At 60.8% G+C, this 18,486-nt stretch carries 19 protein-coding genes; 10 read left to right on the forward strand and 9 right to left on the reverse strand.

Annotated elements, in window-relative coordinates:
• Positions 1 to 219: 219 nt before the first annotated feature.
• The 4 genes from PFLQ2_RS22725 (at position 220) to PFLQ2_RS22710 (ending at position 4,381) form a co-directional block, all read left to right on the forward strand.
• Positions 220 to 1,251 (forward strand): amino acid ABC transporter substrate-binding protein, encoded by a 1,032-nt coding sequence (locus PFLQ2_RS22725; protein WP_003178326.1) that lies wholly within the window; start codon positions 220 to 222, stop codon positions 1,249 to 1,251.
• A gap of 65 nt (positions 1,252 to 1,316) precedes the next feature.
• A complete protein-coding gene (locus PFLQ2_RS22720; protein ID WP_003178329.1) occupies positions 1,317 to 2,498 on the forward strand; it encodes an amino acid ABC transporter permease in 1,182 nt (393 codons plus the stop codon).
• Positions 2,499 to 2,508: 10 nt separating this feature from the next.
• Positions 2,509 to 3,606, forward strand: a complete 1,098-nt coding sequence (locus PFLQ2_RS22715) for an amino acid ABC transporter permease (RefSeq protein WP_003178330.1) — start codon at positions 2,509 to 2,511, stop codon at positions 3,604 to 3,606.
• A gap of 10 nt (positions 3,607 to 3,616) precedes the next feature.
• Positions 3,617 to 4,381 carry an amino acid ABC transporter ATP-binding protein gene (locus tag PFLQ2_RS22710; RefSeq protein WP_003178331.1) on the forward strand — a complete coding sequence of 255 codons (765 nt, stop codon included), beginning with the start codon at positions 3,617 to 3,619 and terminating at the stop codon, positions 4,379 to 4,381.
• 59 nt (positions 4,382 to 4,440) lie between these two features.
• Here the strand turns inward: PFLQ2_RS22710 and PFLQ2_RS22705 are convergent, their stop codons facing one another.
• Positions 4,441 to 4,923 carry a type II toxin-antitoxin system MqsA family antitoxin gene (locus PFLQ2_RS22705; RefSeq protein WP_003178333.1) on the reverse strand — a complete coding sequence of 161 codons (483 nt, stop codon included), beginning with the start codon at positions 4,921 to 4,923 and terminating at the stop codon, positions 4,441 to 4,443.
• Positions 4,920 to 5,231 (reverse strand): type II toxin-antitoxin system MqsR family toxin, encoded by a 312-nt coding sequence (locus PFLQ2_RS22700; RefSeq protein ID WP_003178335.1) that lies wholly within the window; start codon positions 5,229 to 5,231, stop codon positions 4,920 to 4,922. The genes PFLQ2_RS22705 and PFLQ2_RS22700 overlap by 4 nt, the downstream gene beginning before the upstream one ends.
• A gap of 164 nt (positions 5,232 to 5,395) precedes the next feature.
• Here PFLQ2_RS22700 and PFLQ2_RS22695 point away from each other — a divergent pair, with 164 nt between their 5' ends.
• The 5 genes from PFLQ2_RS22695 to PFLQ2_RS22675 all read left to right on the forward strand — a co-directional run bounded on the left by PFLQ2_RS22695 (position 5,396) and on the right by PFLQ2_RS22675 (position 9,308).
• A complete protein-coding gene (locus PFLQ2_RS22695) occupies positions 5,396 to 6,055 on the forward strand; it encodes a FadR/GntR family transcriptional regulator (RefSeq protein ID WP_003178336.1) in 660 nt (219 codons plus the stop codon).
• Entirely contained in the window at positions 6,045 to 7,373 is a 1,329-nt protein-coding gene (locus PFLQ2_RS22690; protein WP_003178338.1) for a CynX/NimT family MFS transporter, read from the forward strand. Before PFLQ2_RS22695 ends, PFLQ2_RS22690 begins: the two co-directional genes overlap by 11 nt.
• An 87-nt stretch (positions 7,374 to 7,460) precedes the next feature.
• A complete protein-coding gene (locus PFLQ2_RS22685) occupies positions 7,461 to 7,931 on the forward strand; it encodes a nuclear transport factor 2 family protein (protein WP_003178340.1) in 471 nt (156 codons plus the stop codon).
• A gap of 39 nt (positions 7,932 to 7,970) precedes the next feature.
• Positions 7,971 to 8,294 (forward strand): GIY-YIG nuclease family protein, encoded by a 324-nt coding sequence (locus tag PFLQ2_RS22680; protein ID WP_003178342.1) that lies wholly within the window; start codon positions 7,971 to 7,973, stop codon positions 8,292 to 8,294.
• Positions 8,295 to 8,372: 78 nt separating this feature from the next.
• Positions 8,373 to 9,308 carry a glutathione S-transferase family protein gene (locus tag PFLQ2_RS22675; RefSeq protein ID WP_003178344.1) on the forward strand — a complete coding sequence of 312 codons (936 nt, stop codon included), beginning with the start codon at positions 8,373 to 8,375 and terminating at the stop codon, positions 9,306 to 9,308.
• A 55-nt stretch (positions 9,309 to 9,363) separates the two neighbouring features.
• Here PFLQ2_RS22675 and PFLQ2_RS22670 read toward each other — a convergent pair whose 3' ends face one another.
• Positions 9,364 to 9,723 carry a glutaredoxin family protein gene (locus PFLQ2_RS22670; RefSeq protein WP_003178346.1) on the reverse strand — a complete coding sequence of 120 codons (360 nt, stop codon included), beginning with the start codon at positions 9,721 to 9,723 and terminating at the stop codon, positions 9,364 to 9,366.
• Entirely contained in the window at positions 9,723 to 10,727 is a 1,005-nt protein-coding gene (yejK, locus tag PFLQ2_RS22665; RefSeq protein WP_003178348.1) for a nucleoid-associated protein YejK, read from the reverse strand. Before yejK ends, PFLQ2_RS22670 begins: the two co-directional genes overlap by 1 nt.
• Positions 10,728 to 11,123: 396 nt before the next feature.
• Between yejK and PFLQ2_RS22660 the strand changes: the two genes are divergently transcribed.
• Positions 11,124 to 11,405: an HU family DNA-binding protein gene (locus PFLQ2_RS22660; protein ID WP_003178349.1), complete on the forward strand. Its 282-nt coding sequence runs from the start codon at positions 11,124 to 11,126 to the stop codon at positions 11,403 to 11,405.
• A 146-nt stretch (positions 11,406 to 11,551) separates the two neighbouring features.
• On the opposite strand, the gene rlmF is transcribed toward PFLQ2_RS22660, so the two are convergent.
• The 5 genes from rlmF to PFLQ2_RS22635 form a co-directional block, all read right to left on the reverse strand.
• The gene (gene rlmF, locus PFLQ2_RS22655) at positions 11,552 to 12,577 is read right to left on the reverse strand and encodes a 23S rRNA (adenine(1618)-N(6))-methyltransferase RlmF (RefSeq protein ID WP_003178351.1); all 1,026 of its coding nucleotides are present in this window, start codon (positions 12,575 to 12,577) and stop codon (positions 11,552 to 11,554) included.
• 256 nt (positions 12,578 to 12,833) lie between these two features.
• The gene (locus PFLQ2_RS22650; protein ID WP_003178354.1) at positions 12,834 to 15,680 is read right to left on the reverse strand and encodes a valine--tRNA ligase; all 2,847 of its coding nucleotides are present in this window, start codon (positions 15,678 to 15,680) and stop codon (positions 12,834 to 12,836) included.
• A gap of 269 nt (positions 15,681 to 15,949) precedes the next feature.
• The gene (locus PFLQ2_RS22645) at positions 15,950 to 16,315 is read right to left on the reverse strand and encodes a hypothetical protein (RefSeq protein WP_003178357.1); all 366 of its coding nucleotides are present in this window, start codon (positions 16,313 to 16,315) and stop codon (positions 15,950 to 15,952) included.
• A 7-nt stretch (positions 16,316 to 16,322) separates the two neighbouring features.
• Complete coding sequence (locus PFLQ2_RS22640; protein ID WP_003178359.1) at positions 16,323 to 16,751, reverse strand: DNA polymerase III subunit chi; 429 nt, start codon at positions 16,749 to 16,751, stop codon at positions 16,323 to 16,325.
• Positions 16,752 to 16,811: 60 nt separating this feature from the next.
• Complete coding sequence (locus tag PFLQ2_RS22635; RefSeq protein WP_003178361.1) at positions 16,812 to 18,302, reverse strand: leucyl aminopeptidase; 1,491 nt, start codon at positions 18,300 to 18,302, stop codon at positions 16,812 to 16,814.
• Between the last annotated feature and the right edge of the window lie 184 nt (positions 18,303 to 18,486).

An 18,486-nucleotide genomic window follows, 5' to 3' on the forward strand; every position in this document is an offset into this window, starting at 1 on the left:
GCCGCTACGGGCTTCGCGAACGTGAAGGGCTACAGCCCGTTCGGCCGTTTGGTGAGAGATGGGCATGACCACTGTTTACGGACATCCTCATTATTAGACTCATAGCGAAGGTCCAGACGTCGGTTGACCCTAAAAAAAGCCAACAAGGGTCGGCAATGCCCCAAAAGGGTGCGACAGGGCTCGAGCTCCGACACAACAAGAGCAAAACTGGAGGTTTGAATGAAGTTACTGAAATCCACCCTGGCCGTCGTGACTGCTGCAGCAGTGCTCGGTGTCAGCGGGTTCGCTCAGGCGGGTGCAACCCTGGATGCCGTGCAGAAGAAAGGCTTTGTGCAATGCGGCGTAAGCGATGGCCTGCCGGGTTTCTCGGTGCCTGATTCGACCGGCAAGATCGTCGGCATCGACGCTGACTTCTGCCGTGCCGTGGCCGCTGCGGTATTTGGCGATGCGACCAAGGTCAAGTTCAGCCAGTTGAACGCCAAGGAGCGCTTCACCGCGCTGCAATCGGGCGAAATCGACATGCTCTCGCGCAACTCCACCATGACCAGCTCCCGTGACGCGGGCATGGGCCTGAAGTTTCCAGGCTTCATCACCTACTACGACGGCATCGGTTTCCTGGCCAACAACAAGCTGGGCGTCAAGAGCGCCAAGGAACTGGACGGTGCAACCATCTGCATCCAGGCCGGTACCACCACTGAACTGAACGTTTCCGACTACTTCCGCGCCAACGGCCTGAAGTACACCCCAATCACTTTCGACACCTCCGATGAAAGCGCCAAGTCGCTGGAATCCGGTCGTTGCGACGTACTGACCTCCGACAAGTCCCAGCTGTTCGCCCAGCGCAGCAAGCTGGCTTCGCCGAAAGACTACGTCGTTCTGCCGGAAACCATTTCCAAGGAACCACTGGGCCCAGTCGTGCGCAATGGCGACGACGAGTGGCTGGCCATCGTGCGCTGGACAGGCTACGCCTTGCTCAACGCCGAAGAAGCCGGTGTGACCTCGAAAAACGTTGAAGCTGAAGCCAAGTCCACCAAGAACCCTGACGTCGCTCGTATGTTGGGTGCTGACGGTGAATACGGCAAAGACCTGAAACTGCCGAAAGACTGGGTCGTACAGATCGTCAAGCAAGTCGGCAACTACGGCGAAATGTTCGAGCGCAACCTCGGCAAGGGCACTCCGCTGGAAATCGATCGCGGCCTGAACGCGCTGTGGAACGCTGGCGGCATTCAATACGCACCACCAGTGCGCTGATGGTTCTATCACCCGGTGGGCCAACCACCGGGTGATGTTCTGTTCCATTCTTTGCGGGGCACTTCATGCAAAATTCAATCGGCGCACCTAAGCAGAGGCTCAGCCTCAGCGATCCACGAGTGCGTGCGTGGGTATTTCAAGTCGTCACTGTCGTGGCGGTTATCGCGCTGGGCTGGTTTCTGTTCGATAACACACAGACCAATCTTCAACACCGGGGCATCACTTCCGGTTTCGGCTTCCTGGAGCGCAGTGCCGGTTTCGGCATTGCCCAACACCTGATCGACTACACCGAAGCGGACAGCTATGCCCGCGTCTTTGTCATCGGGTTGCTCAACACGCTGCTGGTGACCGTCATCGGCGTGATCCTGGCGACCATCCTCGGGTTCATCATTGGCGTGGCGCGCCTGTCGCAGAACTGGATCATTTCCAAGTTGGCGACCGTTTATGTAGAGGTTTTCCGTAATATCCCGCCGCTGCTGCAAATCCTGTTCTGGTACTTTGCCGTATTCCTCAGCATGCCCGGCCCGCGCGCTGCCCATAACTTCGGCGATACCTTCTTTGTCAGCAGCCGGGGCCTGAACATGCCGGCCGCGCTGGTGGCCGAAGGGTTCTGGCCGTTCGTGATCAGCGTTGTGCTGGCGATTGTCGCCATCGTGCTGATGACGCGCTGGGCCAACAAGCGTTTCGAGGCGACCGGCGAGCCGTTCCATAAGTTCTGGGTCGGCCTGGCGCTGTTCCTGGTGATTCCGGCATTGAGCGCGCTGCTTTTTGGTGCGCCGGTGCATTGGGAAATGCCTGAACTCAAGGGCTTCAACTTCGTCGGTGGCTGGGTGCTGATCCCGGAACTGCTGGCCCTGACCCTGGCGCTGACGGTGTACACGGCGGCGTTCATCGCCGAAATCGTGCGCTCGGGCATCAAGTCGGTGAGCCACGGCCAGACCGAAGCGGCCCGTTCCCTGGGGCTGCGCAACGGTCCGACCTTGCGCAAGGTGATCATCCCGCAAGCCTTGCGTGTGATCATTCCGCCACTGACCAGCCAATACCTGAACCTGGCGAAAAACTCCTCCCTGGCGGCCGGTATCGGCTACCCGGAAATGGTTTCGCTGTTTGCCGGCACAGTGTTGAACCAGACCGGCCAGGCCATCGAGGTGATTGCGATCACCATGAGTGTGTACCTGGCGATCAGTATCAGCATTTCCTTGCTGATGAACTGGTACAACAAGCGCATTGCGCTGATCGAGCGGTGAGGAAACGCGCATGACGACTCATACTTTCAAACCTGACATGCCCCCGCCGGGCAGCAGCATCGGCGTGGTGGCGTGGATGCGCGCCAACATGTTCTCCAGCTGGATCAACACGCTGCTGACGCTGTTCGCGTTCTACCTGATTTACCTGATCGTCCCGCCGCTGCTGCAGTGGGCCATCCTCGATGCCAACTGGGTCGGTACCACCCGCGCCGATTGCACCAAGGAGGGCGCCTGCTGGGTGTTCATCCAGCAGCGTTTTGGTCAGTTCATGTACGGTTACTACCCGACGGACCTGCGCTGGCGCGTAGACCTGACCGTGTGGCTGGCAGTGATCGGCGTAGCGCCGCTGTTCATCTCGCGCTTCCCGCGCAAGGCGATCTACGGCCTGAGCTTCCTGGTGCTGTACCCGATCATTTCCTGGTGCCTGCTGCACGGTGGCGTGTTCGGCCTGGACACCGTAGCGACCAGCCAATGGGGCGGCCTGATGCTGACCCTGGTAATCGCCACGGTCGGTATTGTCGGCGCGCTGCCGCTGGGCATCGTCCTGGCCCTGGGGCGCCGCTCGAATATGCCGGCGATTCGTGTGGTCTGCGTGACCTTCATCGAGTTCTGGCGCGGCGTGCCGTTGATCACGGTGTTGTTCATGTCCTCGGTGATGCTGCCGCTGTTCCTGCCCGAAGGCATGAACTTCGACAAGCTGCTGCGGGCGTTGATCGGGGTGATCCTGTTCCAGTCGGCCTACGTGGCCGAAGTGGTGCGCGGCGGCCTGCAAGCCATCCCCAAGGGCCAGTACGAAGCGGCCGCAGCGATGGGCCTGGGTTACTGGCGCAGCATGGGCCTGGTGATTCTGCCGCAAGCCCTGAAGCTGGTGATCCCGGGTATCGTCAACACCTTCATTGCGTTGTTCAAGGACACGAGCCTGGTGATCATCATCGGCCTGTTCGATCTGCTCAACAGCGTGAAACAAGCTGCCGCCGACCCGAAATGGCTGGGCATGGCCACCGAAGGCTATGTGTTCGCCGCCCTGGTGTTCTGGATTTTCTGTTTTGGTATGTCCCGCTATTCCATGCATTTGGAACGCAAGCTGGACACTGGCCACAAGCGTTAGGAGTTGACTCATGAGTGAAGCGATCAAACAGCCTGTGAGCCCTGAAGGCATTATTCAGATGCAGGGCGTGAACAAGTGGTATGGCCAGTTCCACGTGTTGAAGGACATCAACCTGAACGTCAAGCAGGGCGAGCGTATCGTGCTGTGCGGCCCGTCGGGTTCCGGCAAGTCCACCACCATCCGCTGCCTCAACCGCCTCGAAGAGCACCAGCAAGGGCGCATCGTGGTCGACGGCGTGGAACTGACCAACGACCTCAAGCAGATCGAAGCGATCCGCCGTGAAGTCGGCATGGTGTTCCAGCACTTCAACCTGTTCCCGCACCTGACCATCCTGCAGAACTGCACCCTGGCGCCGATGTGGGTGCGCAAGATGCCCAAGCGCAAGGCCGAGGAAATCGCCATGCACTACCTGGAACGCGTACGCATTCCAGAGCAGGCGCACAAATACCCGGGCCAGCTCTCCGGCGGTCAGCAACAGCGTGTGGCCATCGCCCGTGCCCTGTGCATGAAGCCAAAGATCATGCTGTTCGATGAGCCGACTTCTGCGCTCGATCCGGAAATGGTGAAGGAAGTACTCGACACCATGATCGGCCTGGCTGAAGACGGCATGACCATGCTCTGCGTGACCCACGAAATGGGCTTTGCCCGCACCGTGGCCAATCGCGTGATCTTCATGGACAAAGGTGAAATCGTCGAACAGGCCGCGCCGAACGACTTCTTCGACAACCCGCAGAACGACCGCACCAAGCTGTTCCTGAGCCAGATCCTGCACTGATCCGGTCTTAGGCAGTGAAATAAACCCGGACTCGTCCGGGTTTGTTTTTAATGGGCCGCTCAGCAAGCCGTGAGGGTCTCGTGTTCCTTGTGCACCGTCGTTTTGAATTGTCGCAAGTCTGCGTCTTCAGCGAAGGCATGGACATCGGCAAGCAAATGCGGATAGCGATCAAGCAGGCGCATCAGCAAGATCAATGCCTTGGGTGGCACTACCTCGCCGCGCTCGTAGCGGGAAAACGCATTGTGTCCACCGCCCGATAGCAGCAGTACCGCTTCCTTTTGCGATAAATGCAGTTTGCGCCGGACACGTTTGATCTCTTCGCCGATCATTCGCCTGGCCGCGTTGACCAGCTCATCACCTGCGTGGTCGTAGCGATCCGAGCAGCTTGAATCGAGCTCGACTTCGCCGCACATCTGACATTCCCAGCCAGACAAGTCATCGACCCGGCGTTCCAGTCCCTTGACGCTCATGGTTTCGCCGCGACCTTCGAAATGCAACATGCCTTCCGGGGCACCACAGCTGAAGCATTGCTGGTGTTTCATGAGTTTTTCTCCTTGAAGGAAATTACCGGTGGGCCTCCGCTGGGGCGGTACGTCACCTTCAGGTAAATCTGCAGACCGTGTGAATCGGCGTGGTAGACGTCATGCCAGACTCGATGATCGTCATAGGTGGTCATCGATTTGTAGAACTGTTTTCGCTCAAGCCCATGGATGACCTGCTGCATGTCCGAGACGTTTAAACCGAGCGTCCGAGCAGTGTTCTTCGCAGTGCTGGTGAAAGCTTTCCCTTTAAGCCGCCTGACATCTGCCTGTATTGCCGCCAAGGCGTAGTGGGGTGTGTTCTTTTCCATAGAACGGCGTGCCTTGTCCTTAAAATTACCCTCAAAGGGTAATTTTGACTAATCGAAAATCTCGTTTCTTTACCTCCCGTTGACCCTAGGCGGTTGCCGTCCTACGCGAAGCTGACTAACATGTCAGAAAATTCATCCTATGATTGGATGAAAGGATGGGTTCCATGTCAGACATTTCTCCATTAATTAAGCGATCCTTGGTCGATCAAGCCCTGGACCAACTGCGCCAGCGCATCAGCGATGGCGTGTGGGTCGTGGGGCAACGGTTGCCCACCGAGCCCGAGTTGGTGGCCGAGCTGGGTATCAGCCGCAACACCGTGCGCGAAGCCATGCGCGTGCTGGCGTTTTCCGGCTTGATCGAAATCCGCCAGGGCGACGGCAGTTATGTCCGGGCGACGGTGGATCCGCTGGACACTCTCAAGGTGCTGTCTCGCTGTTCATTGGATCAGGCCCGTGAAACCCGGCATATCCTCGAAGTCGAGGCCATCGGCCTGGCTGCGTTGCGGCGCACCGATGATGATTTGCGTGCCTTGCGCCAGGCGCTGAGAACCAGTGGCGAGCATTATCACGGCGATCTGGAGCACTACATCGCCTGCGACCTGGTGTTCCACCGTCTCCTTGTGGATGCCGCGCACAACCCGGCCCTCAGCGAGTTGTATCGCTATTTTTCCAGTGTCATCGGCGCGCAACTGCGCCAGAGCCTCAACATCGTTCCTCGTCATCAACATGTGTTCGACCTGCACGGCGAAATCCTCGACGCCGTCGAACGACAGGATCCGCAACGGGCCAAGGCCCTGTGCCGACAGTTGATCAATGAACCCTGAATCCGAGCGTTCCATGTCCCGCAATCTGTTTGACCGTACCCCTTCGACGGCGCCCAAGCGCGCCGCCGAACTCGAAGAAATGCTGATCGACGCCGAAGCCGACGACGCGCAGGTCCAACAAAGCCATCCGCTGGTGCGCAGGCCCTGGCTATTGCTGCTTGGGCTGATTCTGGTGGCGCTGAACTTGCGTCCTGCGTTGTCGAGCATGGCGCCATTGCTCAGCGAGGTTTCCAAAAGCCTCGGTCTGTCGGCTGCCCAGGCCGGTTTACTGACAACGCTGCCGGTGCTGTGCCTGGGCCTGTTCGCGCCGCTGGCGCCGGTGTTGGCGCGGCGCTTTGGTGCCGAGCGCGTGGTGTTGGGGATTTTGCTGACGCTGGCTGGCGGAATCATTTTGCGCAGTTCTTTCGGCCAGGTCGGGCTGTTCGCCGGCAGTATCCTGGCAGGCGCGAGCATTGGCGTGATCGGCGTCCTGTTGCCGGGTATCGTCAAGCGCGACTTTGCCAAGCAGGCCGGCGCCATGACCGGTGTCTACACCATGGCGCTGTGCCTGGGTGCGGCGATGGCTGCGGGCGCGACGGTGCCCTTGAGCGAGCACTTGGGCGACAGCTGGTCACTTGGCCTGGGTTTCTGGGTGGTTCCGGCGCTGCTGGCCGCGGTGTTCTGGTTGCCGCAAGTGGGTTCCAGGCACGGCGCCCACCAGGCGGCGTATCGGGTGCGTGGCTTGCTGCGTGATCCCCTGGCCTGGCAGGTGACGTTGTACATGGGGTTGCAATCTTCCCTGGCCTACATCGTGTTCGGCTGGCTGCCCTCGATTCTCATTGGGCGAGGCCTGACGCCGACCCAGGCCGGGCTGGTGCTGTCCGGCTCGGTTATCGTGCAGTTGATCAGTTCCCTGGCGGCGCCCTGGTTGGCAACGCGCGGCAAGGACCAGCGCCTGGCGATTGTGATCGTCATGGTCATGGCCTTGGGCGGGCTGTTCGGTTGCCTTTATGCACCCCTTGAAGGTTTGTGGGGCTGGGCCATCCTGCTGGGCTTGGGACAAGGCGCGACGTTCAGCCTGGCGCTCACACTGATCGTGCTGCGTTCGCGCGATGCCCACGTCGCCGCCAACCTGTCCAGCATGGCCCAGGGTTTCGGTTATACGCTGGCATCGCTCGGGCCGTTCGCGGTGGGCGTGGTCCACGACCTGACCGGGGGTTGGAATGCCTTGGGCTGGATCTTCGGGCTGATAGGGCTGGGCGCGATCATTGCGGGTGTCGGGGCCGGTCGGGCGTTGTACGTGGGCGTCACCAGCGAAAGGGCTACGGATCTTCGCTGATATCATTTTCATGGCGAATGACGATAGTGTTTCCGGCAGCGGCAGATTAACGTGCAGGTTTACTGAAACATTTTTCGGAGTTTGCCCATGAGTGATGCCCACAACGCTTTGATCACCCGTTTCTACCAGGCCTTCCAGCGCCTGGACGCCGAGGCCATGAGCGCGTGCTACACCGACGACGTGGTGTTCAGCGATCCGGCGTTCGGCGAGCTGCGTGGGCGTGATGCCGGCGACATGTGGCGCATGCTCACCACCCGGGCCAAGGACTTTTCCCTGACCTTCGATAACGTGCGCAGCGATGAACGTACCGGCGGCGCTCACTGGGTGGCGACCTACCTGTTCAGCCAGACCGGCAATGTGGTGATCAATGACATCCAGGCGCGGTTCGTCTTTCGCGACGGCAAGATCTGCGAGCACCACGACAGCTTTGACCTGTGGCGCTGGTCGCGTCAGGCGCTGGGCACCAAGGGCCTGCTGCTGGGCTGGACACCGTTGGTGCGCAACGCGGTCAGGGCCCAGGCGCTCAAGGGGCTGCGGGCGTTCCAGGCCAGTCGCTGATAAGATCGCCGCTGGTTCCCACATACCCGTTGAACATCTGTGACGACTGCCATCGAATCTTCCGACTTGCCTGTGCAAGGCCCGGTCGCACCGGACAAGCCTTGGTTCGTCTATTTGGTGCGGGCCGCCAACGGCTCGCTGTACTGCGGCATCAGCGATGATCCGGTGCGGCGTTTCGCCAAGCATCAAAGCGGCAAGGGCGCACGATTCTTTCTTTCCAGCCCGGCGGTGGCGCTGGTGTATACCGAAGCCTGTCGCGACAAGGGCGAAGCCCTGCGCCAGGAACGGCTGATCAAAAAACTCAGGAAAAGCGCCAAGGAATGCCTGGTCGCGAGTGCCGCGCAGGTTCATCAGCCAGGCTGATAGGCGCTTATCAGGAGGGTAGGCCGCCCGACCATGGCGCGCTAAGCTGCGGGCTTACTTCCTGCAGTGGCGAATCTCATGTCAGAGCTGATCCTTCATCATTACCCGACGTCTCCTTTCGCGGAAAAGGCCCGTCTGTTGCTGGGTTTCAAAGGGCTGTCCTGGCGCTCGGTGCATATCCCGCCAATGATGCCCAAGCCCGACCTGACAGCGCTGACGGGCGGCTACCGCAAGACCCCGGTATTGCAGGTCGGTGCGGATATCTATTGCGATACATCCCTGATCGCCCGTCGACTGGAACAGGAAAAAGCCTCGCCGGCGCTGTTCCCTGAAGGCCGGGAAATGATCGCGGCGTCCTTCGCAGCGTGGGCCGATTCGGTGGTGTTCCAGCATGCGGTGAGCCTGGTGTTCCAGCCGGAATCGGTCGCCGTGCGTTTTGCCAAGCTGCCACCCGAAGCGATCAAGGCGTTCATCAGTGACCGCGCGGGGCTGTTCAGTGGCGGCACCACCACTCGCTTGTCTGCCGAACAAGCCAAGCACCAGTGGCCAACGATCATGGCGCGCCTCGAGCAACAGCTGCAGCGCGAGGAAGGTGACTTCCTGCTGGGTGACCCTTCGATTGCCGATTTCGCCATGGCCCATCCGCTGTGGTTCCTCAAGGGCACGCCGGTGACTTCACCCCTGGTGGATGCGTATCCGGCTGTCTCGGCATGGTTGGCGCGGGTGTTGGGGTTCGGCCATGGTGCGTCGAGTGCGATGAGTTCCGAAGAAGCCCTGGAAGTGGCCCGCAACGCTGCACCCGCGGCGCTGCCGGATGAGTCGTTCGAAGAGCCGAACGGGTTTGCGAAGGGGCAGCAAGTATCGATCGCCGCGACTGACTATGGCGTCGATCCGGTGGCCGGGGAGTTGCTGTTTGCCGGTCGCGAAGAACTGAGCCTGCGCCGCGAAGACGGGCGTGGCGGGTCGGTGCATGTGCACTTCCCGCGGTTCGGGTTCCGGATTGAGGCTCGCTGAGCAACGAATGACCTGTGGGAGCGAGCAAGATCGCTCCCACAGGGGGGGGTGGCGGTTAACGGGTGGCGGTCAGTGCCTTGAGAATGTTTTCCGGCTCATACCCGCGAATCAACGTGCCATTCACGTCAAGGATCGGGATTCCCCGGCCGCCCAGCGCCTCGTAGGCCTTGCGCGCCTCGGCGTCTTTTTCGATATCGAATTCTCGAAACGGCACGCCTTTTTCATCCAGGAACCGCCGGGTCGCCTTGCAGTAGCCGCACCAGTCGGTGGCGTACAACACGACCCTGGCGTTGCCCCGGACCTGCTCGGAAACCATTTGTGACGGGTTGAACACTCGCTCGATCTTCCCCCAGCTCTGATACGCCACAACCACCAGCAGAATCAGCAGGAATTTCTTCAGGACCCCACCGAGCATCAATTACGCCGCTTGAGCTGGTCAGTCAGCGATGTCGGCAAACCCTTGATGATCAACGTGCCGGCTTCTTCGTCATATTCAATCTTGGAACCCAGCAAGTGCGCTTCGAAGCTGATGGACAACCCTTCGGCACGGCCCGTGAAGCGGCGGAACTGGTTGAGGGTGCGTTTATCCGCAGGAATTTCCGGCGACAACCCGTAGTCCTTGTTACGGATATGGTCGTAGAAGGCTTTCGGGCGATCCTCATCGATCAATTCGGAGAGTTCTTCCAGGCCCATCGGCTCGCCGAGCTTGGCCTGGCTGCTGGCGTAATCCACCAGGGTCTTGGTTTTCTCTCGGGCGTCATCTTCGGGCAGGTCTTCGCTCTCGACGAAATCACTGAACGCCTTGAGCAGGGTGCGGGTCTCGCCGGGGCCGTCGACGCCTTCCTGGCAACCGATGAAGTCACGGAAATATTCCGAGACCTTCTTGCCGTTCTTGCCCTTGATGAAGGAGATGTACTGCTTTGATTGTTTGTTGTTCTGCCATTCCGACACGTTGATCCGCGCCGCAAGATGCAGTTGGCCCAGGTCCAGGTGGCGGGACGGGGTCACGTCCAGCTCATCGGTCACCGCCACACCTTCGCTGTGGTGCAGCAGGGCGATGGCCAGATAGTCGGTCATGCCCTGCTGATAATGGGCGAACAATACGTGGCCGCCCACCGACAGGTTGGATTCTTCCATCAGTTTTTGCAGGTGCTCCACCGCCACGCGACTGAAAGCGGTGAAGTCCTTGCCGCCGTCGAGGTATTCCTTCAGCCAGCCGCTGAACGGATGTGCGCCGGACTCGCCATGGAAAAAGCCCCAGGCCTTGCCTTGCTTGGCGTTGTAGCTCTCGTTGAGGTCGGCGAGCATGTTCTCGATGGCCGTGGACTCCGCCAGTTCGGAGTCGCGGGCATGGAGCACGGCAGGGGTGCCGTCGGGTTTCTTGTCGATCAGGTGGACGATGCAATGACGGATCGGCATGGGTTTCTCGGCTGATGAAAGAGAGGAGGGCGTGCTCCCCGAAAAAGGGCCCAGTGTACCGCAATCACTGGTTTTGGAACCCGGCAAAGCCCCTTTCAGACCCTTCCGACAACCCATATGCACTTTTTTACCGTTTTAGCGCAAGAAACCTGACCAAATGGGTAGCTAGAGGCGGATATTTCACAGGCGTTGTGCTAGTTTTGCCCGGTCTTACGCGAACTCACTGCGTTAAGCGTGCATTCAGCATTTGTCAGGTCGAACCAAACCCGGTTTTCGGCATCTATTACCCCGATCCGTCGCGGTGATTGCCGAGGGTGCCTGATCAAGAGAGATCGGGCTCGATGGCTGACACTGCACTCTGCAATCCATATGAATTTGATAGGGAAGGAACACTACATGGCTCTTACTAAAGACCAACTGATCGCTGATTTGGCTGAAGCTGTAGACGCGCCGAAAACCACCGTGCGTGCACTGCTGGACCAACTGGGCCAAATCGTTGCCGATCAGCTGGAAAACGGCGGCGAACTCACTCTGCCAGGCGTTGGCAAGCTGAAAGTCACCGAGCGTCCTGCCCGTACCGGCCGCAACCCTTCGACTGGCGCTGCCATCGAAATCGCTGCCAAGAAAGTGATCAAGCTGGTTGTGGCCAAAGGCCTGACCGACGCGGTCAACAAGTAAGACCGCTGTAAAAAACCGTGCTGCGGAGCGATCCGGGCACGGTTTTTTATTGCCTTGGATAAAGGGGCCTGTGGTGAGGGGATAAATCCCTCATGGCGCGGCTTTTGTGGCGAGGGAGCTTGCTCCCTCGCCACAGGAGGTCGCCTTCAATCCTTGCGAATCCAGCGCGCCTGGCGCCAGGCCTGCTGCTGGGCCTCGGTCTGGAAGGTCCAAGCGACGAAACGACTTTGCTTCTGACCCTGGGACATTTCCACCACTTGGCTGTGCACGGCGCCGGCCTTCTTCAACGCGGCCTGAATCGCCGGCAGGTTCGAAGCCTTCGACACCAGCGTGCTGAACCACAGCACTTGCCCGGCCAGTTGCGCGCTTTCGCCAATCAGTTGCGTGACGAAGCGTGCTTCCCCACCCTCGCACCACAGCTCCGCGGCCTGGCCGCCGAAGTTCAGCACCGGCAATTTGCGTTTCGGGTCGGCCTTGCCCAATGCGCGCCATTTGCGTTGGCTGCCCCGGGTCGCTTCTTCCAGGGAGGCGTGGAACGGTGGATTGCACATCGTCAGGTCGAACCGCTCGGCGTCCTCCAGCAGGCCGAGGAGGATCTGCTTGCGGTTGGCCTGTTGGCGCAACTGGATGGCCTTGTTCAACCCGTTGGATTGCACGATGGCCTTGGCCGAGGCGATGGCCGTCGGGTCGATCTCCGAGCCCAGGAAGTGCCAGCGGTAATCGCTGTGGCCGATCAGCGGATAGACGCAGTTCGCGCCAGTGCCGACATCCAGCACCTTCACCGCCGCCCCGCGTGGGATTTCGCCTTCGTTATGCTCAGCGAGCAGATCCGCCAGGAAATGCACGTAGTCCGCCCGGCCAGGTACTGGTGGGCACAGGTAATCGGCGGGGATATCCCAATGGGCAATGCCATAGAAAGACTTGAGCAGCGCCCGGTTGAACACCCGCACGGCTTCGGGACTGGCGAAGTCGATGCTTTCCTTGCCATAGGGGTTGATGATCACAAACCTGGCCAACTCAGGCGTGGATTTGATCAGCGCTGGGAAGTCATAGCGGCCCTGGTGGCGATTGCGCGGGTGCAGGCTGGCTTTCTCGCGTGGTGCCAAGGGTTTGTCCTGCGGGGCAGACTTGGGTTTTTGGCGGGCAGGCTTGGGTGTGCGGGGGGTGGTCATGGGCGGGTCGATTCGGGGGGTGGCTCAAGAATGGCGGGCATTGTCCCACATCCAGCCTGGTCTTGAGGCCTGCACCGATTAAATGTGGGAGCGGGCTTGCTCGCGAAGGCGGTGTGTCAGTTAACAAATAGGCTATCTGATCCACCGCTTTCGCGAGCAAGCCCGTTCCCACAGAGGAGTGTGCAGCGGTAGTAAGAAAGTGCCAGGCAAAAAAAAGGAGGCCACCAGGGCCTCCTTTTTTCAATGCAAACCGCCGTTACAGACTGGCAATCCGCGCGTGCTGCTCGGCCAGCTTGCCCAAGGCCTGTTCCGCCTCGGCCAGTTTGGCCCGTTCCTTCTCAATGACTTCGGCCGGAGCCTTGTCGACGAAGCCGGCGTTGGACAGCTTGCCGCCGACGCGCTGCACTTCGCCTTTGAGGCGCAGGATTTCCTTGTCCAGGCGCGCCAGTTCCGCCGCCTTGTCGATCAGGCCGGCCATCGGCACCAGCACTTCCATCTCGCCGACCAGGGCAGTGGCCGACAGTGGCGCTTCTTCGCCGGCCGCCAGGACGGTCACCGATTCCAGCTTCGCCAGTTTCTTGAGCAGGGCCTCGTTCTCGTTGAGACGGCGCAGGTCTTCGGCGTTGGCGTTCTTCAGGAACAGGGTCAACGGCTTGCCCGGGCCGATGTTCATTTCGGCGCGGATGTTGCGCAGGCCTAGCATGAAGGTCTTGAGCCACTCGATGTCATCTTCGGCCGCCGGATCGATGCGGGTTTCGTTGGCCACAGGCCAAGGTTGCAACATGATCGTCTTGCCTTGGATGCCCGCCAGCGGTGCGATGCGCTGCCAGATTTCCTCGGTGATGAACGGCATGAATGGATGCGCCAGGCGCAGGGCCACTTCCAGCACGCGCACCAGGGTGCGACGGGTGCCGCGCTGGCGTTCGACCGGTGCGTTTTCATCCCACAGCACAGGCTTGGACAGCTCCAAGTACCAGTCGCAATACTGGTTCCAGATGAACTCGTACAAGGCTTGTGCGGCCAGGTCGAAACGGAACTGGTCCAGCTGGCGCGTCACTTCGGCCTCGGTGCGTTGCAACTGCGAAATGATCCAGCGATCGGCCAGGGTCAATTCATAGGCTTCGCCGTTCTGGCCGCAGTCCTCGCCTTTATCCAGCACGTAGCGCGCGGCGTTCCAGATCTTGTTGCAGAAGTTGCGGTAGCCTTCGACGCGGCCCATGTCGAACTTGATGTCGCGACCGGTGGATGCCAGCGAGCAGAAAGTGAAGCGCAGGGCGTCGGTGCCGTAGCTGGCGATGCCCTCGGCGAATTCTTCGCGGGTGGCTTTCTCGATCTTCTTCGCCAGTTTTGGCTGCATGAGGCCGGAGGTGCGCTTCTGCACCAGGCTCTCCAGGTCGATGCCGTCGATGATGTCCAGCGGGTCCAGGACGTTGCCCTTGGACTTGGACATCTTCTGGCCTTGGCCGTCGCGCACCAGGCCGTGGACATAGACGGTCTTGAACGGCACTTGCGGGGTGCCGTCCTCGTTTTTCATCAAGTGCATGGTCATCATGATCATCCGGGCGACCCAGAAGAAAATGATGTCGAAGCCGGTGACCAACACGTCAGTGGAGTGAAATTTTTTCAAGAACTCGGTCTGTTGCGGCCAGCCCAGTGTAGAGAAGGTCCACAGGCCCGAGCTGAACCACGTGTCGAGTACGTCGTTGTCCTGTTGCAGCGCAACGTCCGGACCCAGGTTGTGCTTGGCGCGGACTTCGGCTTCATCGCGGCCGACATAGACCTTGCCCGACTCGTCGTACCAGGCCGGGATGCGATGGCCCCACCACAGCTGACGGCTGATGCACCAATCCTGGATGTCGCGCATCCACGAGAAGTACATGTTTTCGTATTGCTTGGGCACGAACTGGATGCGGCCGTCTTCCACCGCGGCAATCGCTGGCTCGGCCAGCGGCTTGGTGGACACGTACCACTGGTCGGTCAGCCACGGCTCGATGATGGTGCCGGAGCGGTCGCCTTTGGGGACTTTCAGGGCGTGATCATCGACGCTGACCAACAGGCCGGCGGCGTCGAATGCCGCGACGATCTGCTTGCGCGCTTCGAAGCGATCGAGGCCGGCATATTCGGCCGGGAGCTTGCCGTCGACGCTTTCGTTCAGCGTGCCGTCGAGGTTGAACACCTGAGCCGCCGGCAACACGTTGGCGTTCTTGTCGAAGATGTTCAGCAGCGGCAGGTTGTGGCGCTTGCCGACTTCATAGTCGTTGAAGTCGTGGGCCGGGGTGATTTTCACGCAGCCGGTGCCGAATTCTGGGTCGCAGTAATCATCGCCGATGATCGGGATGCGCCGGCCCACCAACGGCAGTTCCACGAACTGGCCGATCAGCGCCTTGTAGCGCTCGTCGTTCGGGTTTACGGCGACGGCAGCGTCGCCGAGCATGGTTTCCGGACGCGTGGTGGCGACGATCAGGTAATCGTTGCCTTCGGCGGTCTTGGCGCCGTCGGCCAACGGGTATTTGAGGTTCCACAGGAAACCTTTCTCGTCGTGGTTTTCCACTTCGAGGTCGGAAATCGCCGTGTGCAACTTGGTGTCCCAGTTGACCAGGCGCTTGCCGCGATAGATCAGCCCGTCTTCATGCAGGCGCACGAAGGCTTCTTTCACCGCTTCCGACAGGCCGTCGTCCATGGTGAAGCGTTCGCGGCTCCAGTCTACCGACGAGCCGAGGCGACGGATCTGGCGGCTGATGTTGCCACCGGACTCGTCTTTCCATTCCCAGACTTTCTCGAGGAATTTCTCGCGCCCCAGGTCATGGCGGCTCTGGCCCTGGGCTTCGAGGCGCCGCTCCACCAGCATTTGCGTGGCGATACCGGCGTGGTCGGTGCCCGGCTGCCACAAGGTGTTGCGACCTTGCATGCGACGGAAACGGATCAGGGCGTCCATGATCGCGTTATTGAAGCCGTGGCCCATGTGCAGGCTGCCGGTGACGTTCGGCGGCGGGATCATGATGGTGTAGGAATCGCCCGCGCCTTGCGGAGCGAAATAATTCTCGGACTCCCAGGTGTTGTACCAGGAAGTTTCAATGGCGTGCGGCTGGTAGGTCTTATCCATGCGCGGCGGGACCCTATTGGCATTTATTCAGGAAAAGCCGGGAAGTATAGCGGGGCGAAGGACGCAGGGCGAGCCAGTACGCAGCGAGTGGTTAATAACAGGCGCAACAAATCCCCGTGGCGAGGGAGCTTGCTCCCGCTGGGGCGCGAAGCGGCCCCCAAAGTATCAAGGTGAGTGAGATGGGGGCTGCTCGCCAGTGTTACGGCTGCTTCGCAGCCGAGCGGGAGCAAGCTCCCTCGCCACAGAAGCAGGCATAACCCGGTTGATGATTACTCGTACTGACTGAGCAACCGCTCCATCCGCGCATCCAGCCGGCGCTTGATCTCGGTCTCGATGTGCGGGGCGAAGTCGTCGATGACGTCCTGCAGGATCAGCTGTGCGGCGGCACGCAGTTCGGTTTCCAGGTGCAGCAACGCGTCCGGACCCTTGGTCTCGGCCTTGGCGGCAGGCTTGGGCTCGGGCTGGCCGTTGATCGGGTCGAACAGCAGGGGGATCTGTTCATCGTGCACCGGCTCGTGCACAACCGTGTCGGTCAACAGCGGCGGTTGCAGGTTGTCGTCGCCGAGCAGTTGGCGGATCGACTCGAGGTCATCCAGCAGATGAGCGGGTTTTTGCGGCGGTTTTGGAGTGTCCATCGTAGGCTCAGAGTCGCTGTAAACGGTGGTCTTGCAGAGGATAGCCCTGTTCGCGGTAGAAACGGAAACTCTCCCGCGCGGCTTGCCGGATGGCCGGGTCTTCGACCACTACTTCCGCCACACGGGCGAAGCGTTGGGCAAAAGCCGGCACTTTCAGGTCGAGGTTGACCAGCAGGTCCTGGTGTTGACCGCAGTCATCCCCCAGCCCCAGCACAATCAGCCCCTCGGGTTCGTTTTCGGCCGGGCCATGGGGCACGAAGCTCTCGCCCTTGAAGGCCCACAGGCGGGCGTCCAGGTCCTCGCGCTGGGCGGCATCGCTGCAATGCAGGTAGATGCGGTGGCCCATGCGCCAGGCCTTTTCCGTGAGCTTGCAGGCGAAATCCAGCCGCGCCGAAGGATCGGCGCTGGGCAGGATGTAGAAATCGACTTTGGTCATTGCGGTTCCTGAGCCATCGCTGATGCCGCCCATGGGCGACGCCAGCGACGGTCATTGGGGTCAGGCCTTGGCGCGGTCCAGCAGGTACTGGGTCAGCAGGGGGACCGGACGGCCGGTGGCACCCTTGTCCTTGCCGCCGCTGGTCCAGGCCGTGCCGGCGATGTCCAGGTGCGCCCAGTTCAGGTTCTTGGTGAAGCGCGACAGGAAGCACGCCGCCGTGATGGTCCCGGCTTTCGGGCCGCCGATGTTGGCGATGTCGGCGAACGGGCTGTCCAGTTGTTCCTGGTACTCATCGAACAACGGCAACTGCCAGGCGCGGTCGTCGGCTTGCTGGCCGGCGCTGAGCAATTGGCCGATCAGCTCGTCGTTGTTGCCCAGCAGGCCCGAGGTGTGAGCGCCGAGGGCGACGACGCAGGCGCCGGTCAGGGTCGCGATGTCGATCACCGCTTGCGGCTTGAAGCGCTCGGAGTAGGTGAGGGCGTCGCACAGTACCAGGCGACCTTCGGCGTCGGTGTTGAGGATTTCCACCGTCTGGCCGCTCATGGTGGTGACGATGTCACCTGGACGCGAGGCGGTACCACTTGGCATGTTCTCGGCACAGGCCAGGATGCACACCAGGTTGATCGGCAATTGCAGTTCGAGCACGGCCCGCAGGGTGCCGAACACGCTGGCGGCGCCACCCATGTCGTACTTCATTTCATCCATGCCGGCGCCCGGCTTGAGGCTGATGCCGCCGGTGTCGAAGGTGATGCCCTTGCCAACCAGCGCGTATGGCTTCTCGGACTTTTTGCCGCCGTTGTATTGCATGACGATCAGGCGCGGCGGTTGGGCGCTGCCCTGGCCGACGGCGTAGAACGAACCCATGCCCAGGTCCTTGATCTTCTTCTCGTCGAAGACTTCGACTTTCAGGCCCTTGAATGCTTTGCCCAAGGCCTTGGCCTGTTCACCCAGGAACGTCGGGTGGCAGATGTTCGGCGGCAGGTTGCCCAGGTCACGGGTGAATGCCATGCCGCTGGCAATCGCGGCGGCGTGGGTCACGGCGCGCTGGACTTCAGCCTGGGCGGCCTTGATGGTCAGCAAAGTGACTTTTTTCAGTGCGCGGGGTTCGGCTTTCTGGCTCTTGAAGCGATCGAACTGGTATTCGCCGTCCAGCAGGGTTTCGGCCAGCAGGCGGTTCTTGCCGTAGCTGTCGCGACCCTTGACGATCAATTCGTCCAGTGCCAGGACGGCATCGCCACCGCCCAGGCCCTTCAGCGTACCCAGCACGCCGGCAATGATCTTGCGGAACGGGCGGTCGCCCAATTCAGCGTCCTTGCCCACGCCCACCAGCAAAACACGTTCGGCCTTGAGGTTGGACAGGTTATGCAGCAGCAGGCTCTGGCCCACTTTGCCGGCCAGGTCGCCACGCTTGAGCACGGCACTGATGGCGCCGCCGCTCAGGGCATCGAGTTGGGTGGCGACGACGCCGAGCTTGCGGTTTTCACCGACGGCAACGACCAGTGTGGCGGTTTTCAACGTTTCTGGGCTGACGCTTTTTACAACCAGTTCCATGTCCGGATCCCTGAGTGAATGGTCAAGATGCCAGGCGCCGACTTGTGGCGAGGGAGCTTGCTCCCGCTGGGCTGCGCAGCAAACCCCGCTTCTTTGCGGTTGCTGCGCAACCGAGCGGGAGCAAGCTCCCTCGCCACAAGTCCTGAGTGAAACGGTCACGGTCGCGCCGGCGACAAAGGCCGCA

It is taken from the genome of Pseudomonas fluorescens Q2-87 (genome assembly GCF_000281895.1).
GTDB classification, from domain to species: domain Bacteria; phylum Pseudomonadota; class Gammaproteobacteria; order Pseudomonadales; family Pseudomonadaceae; genus Aquipseudomonas; species Aquipseudomonas fluorescens_S.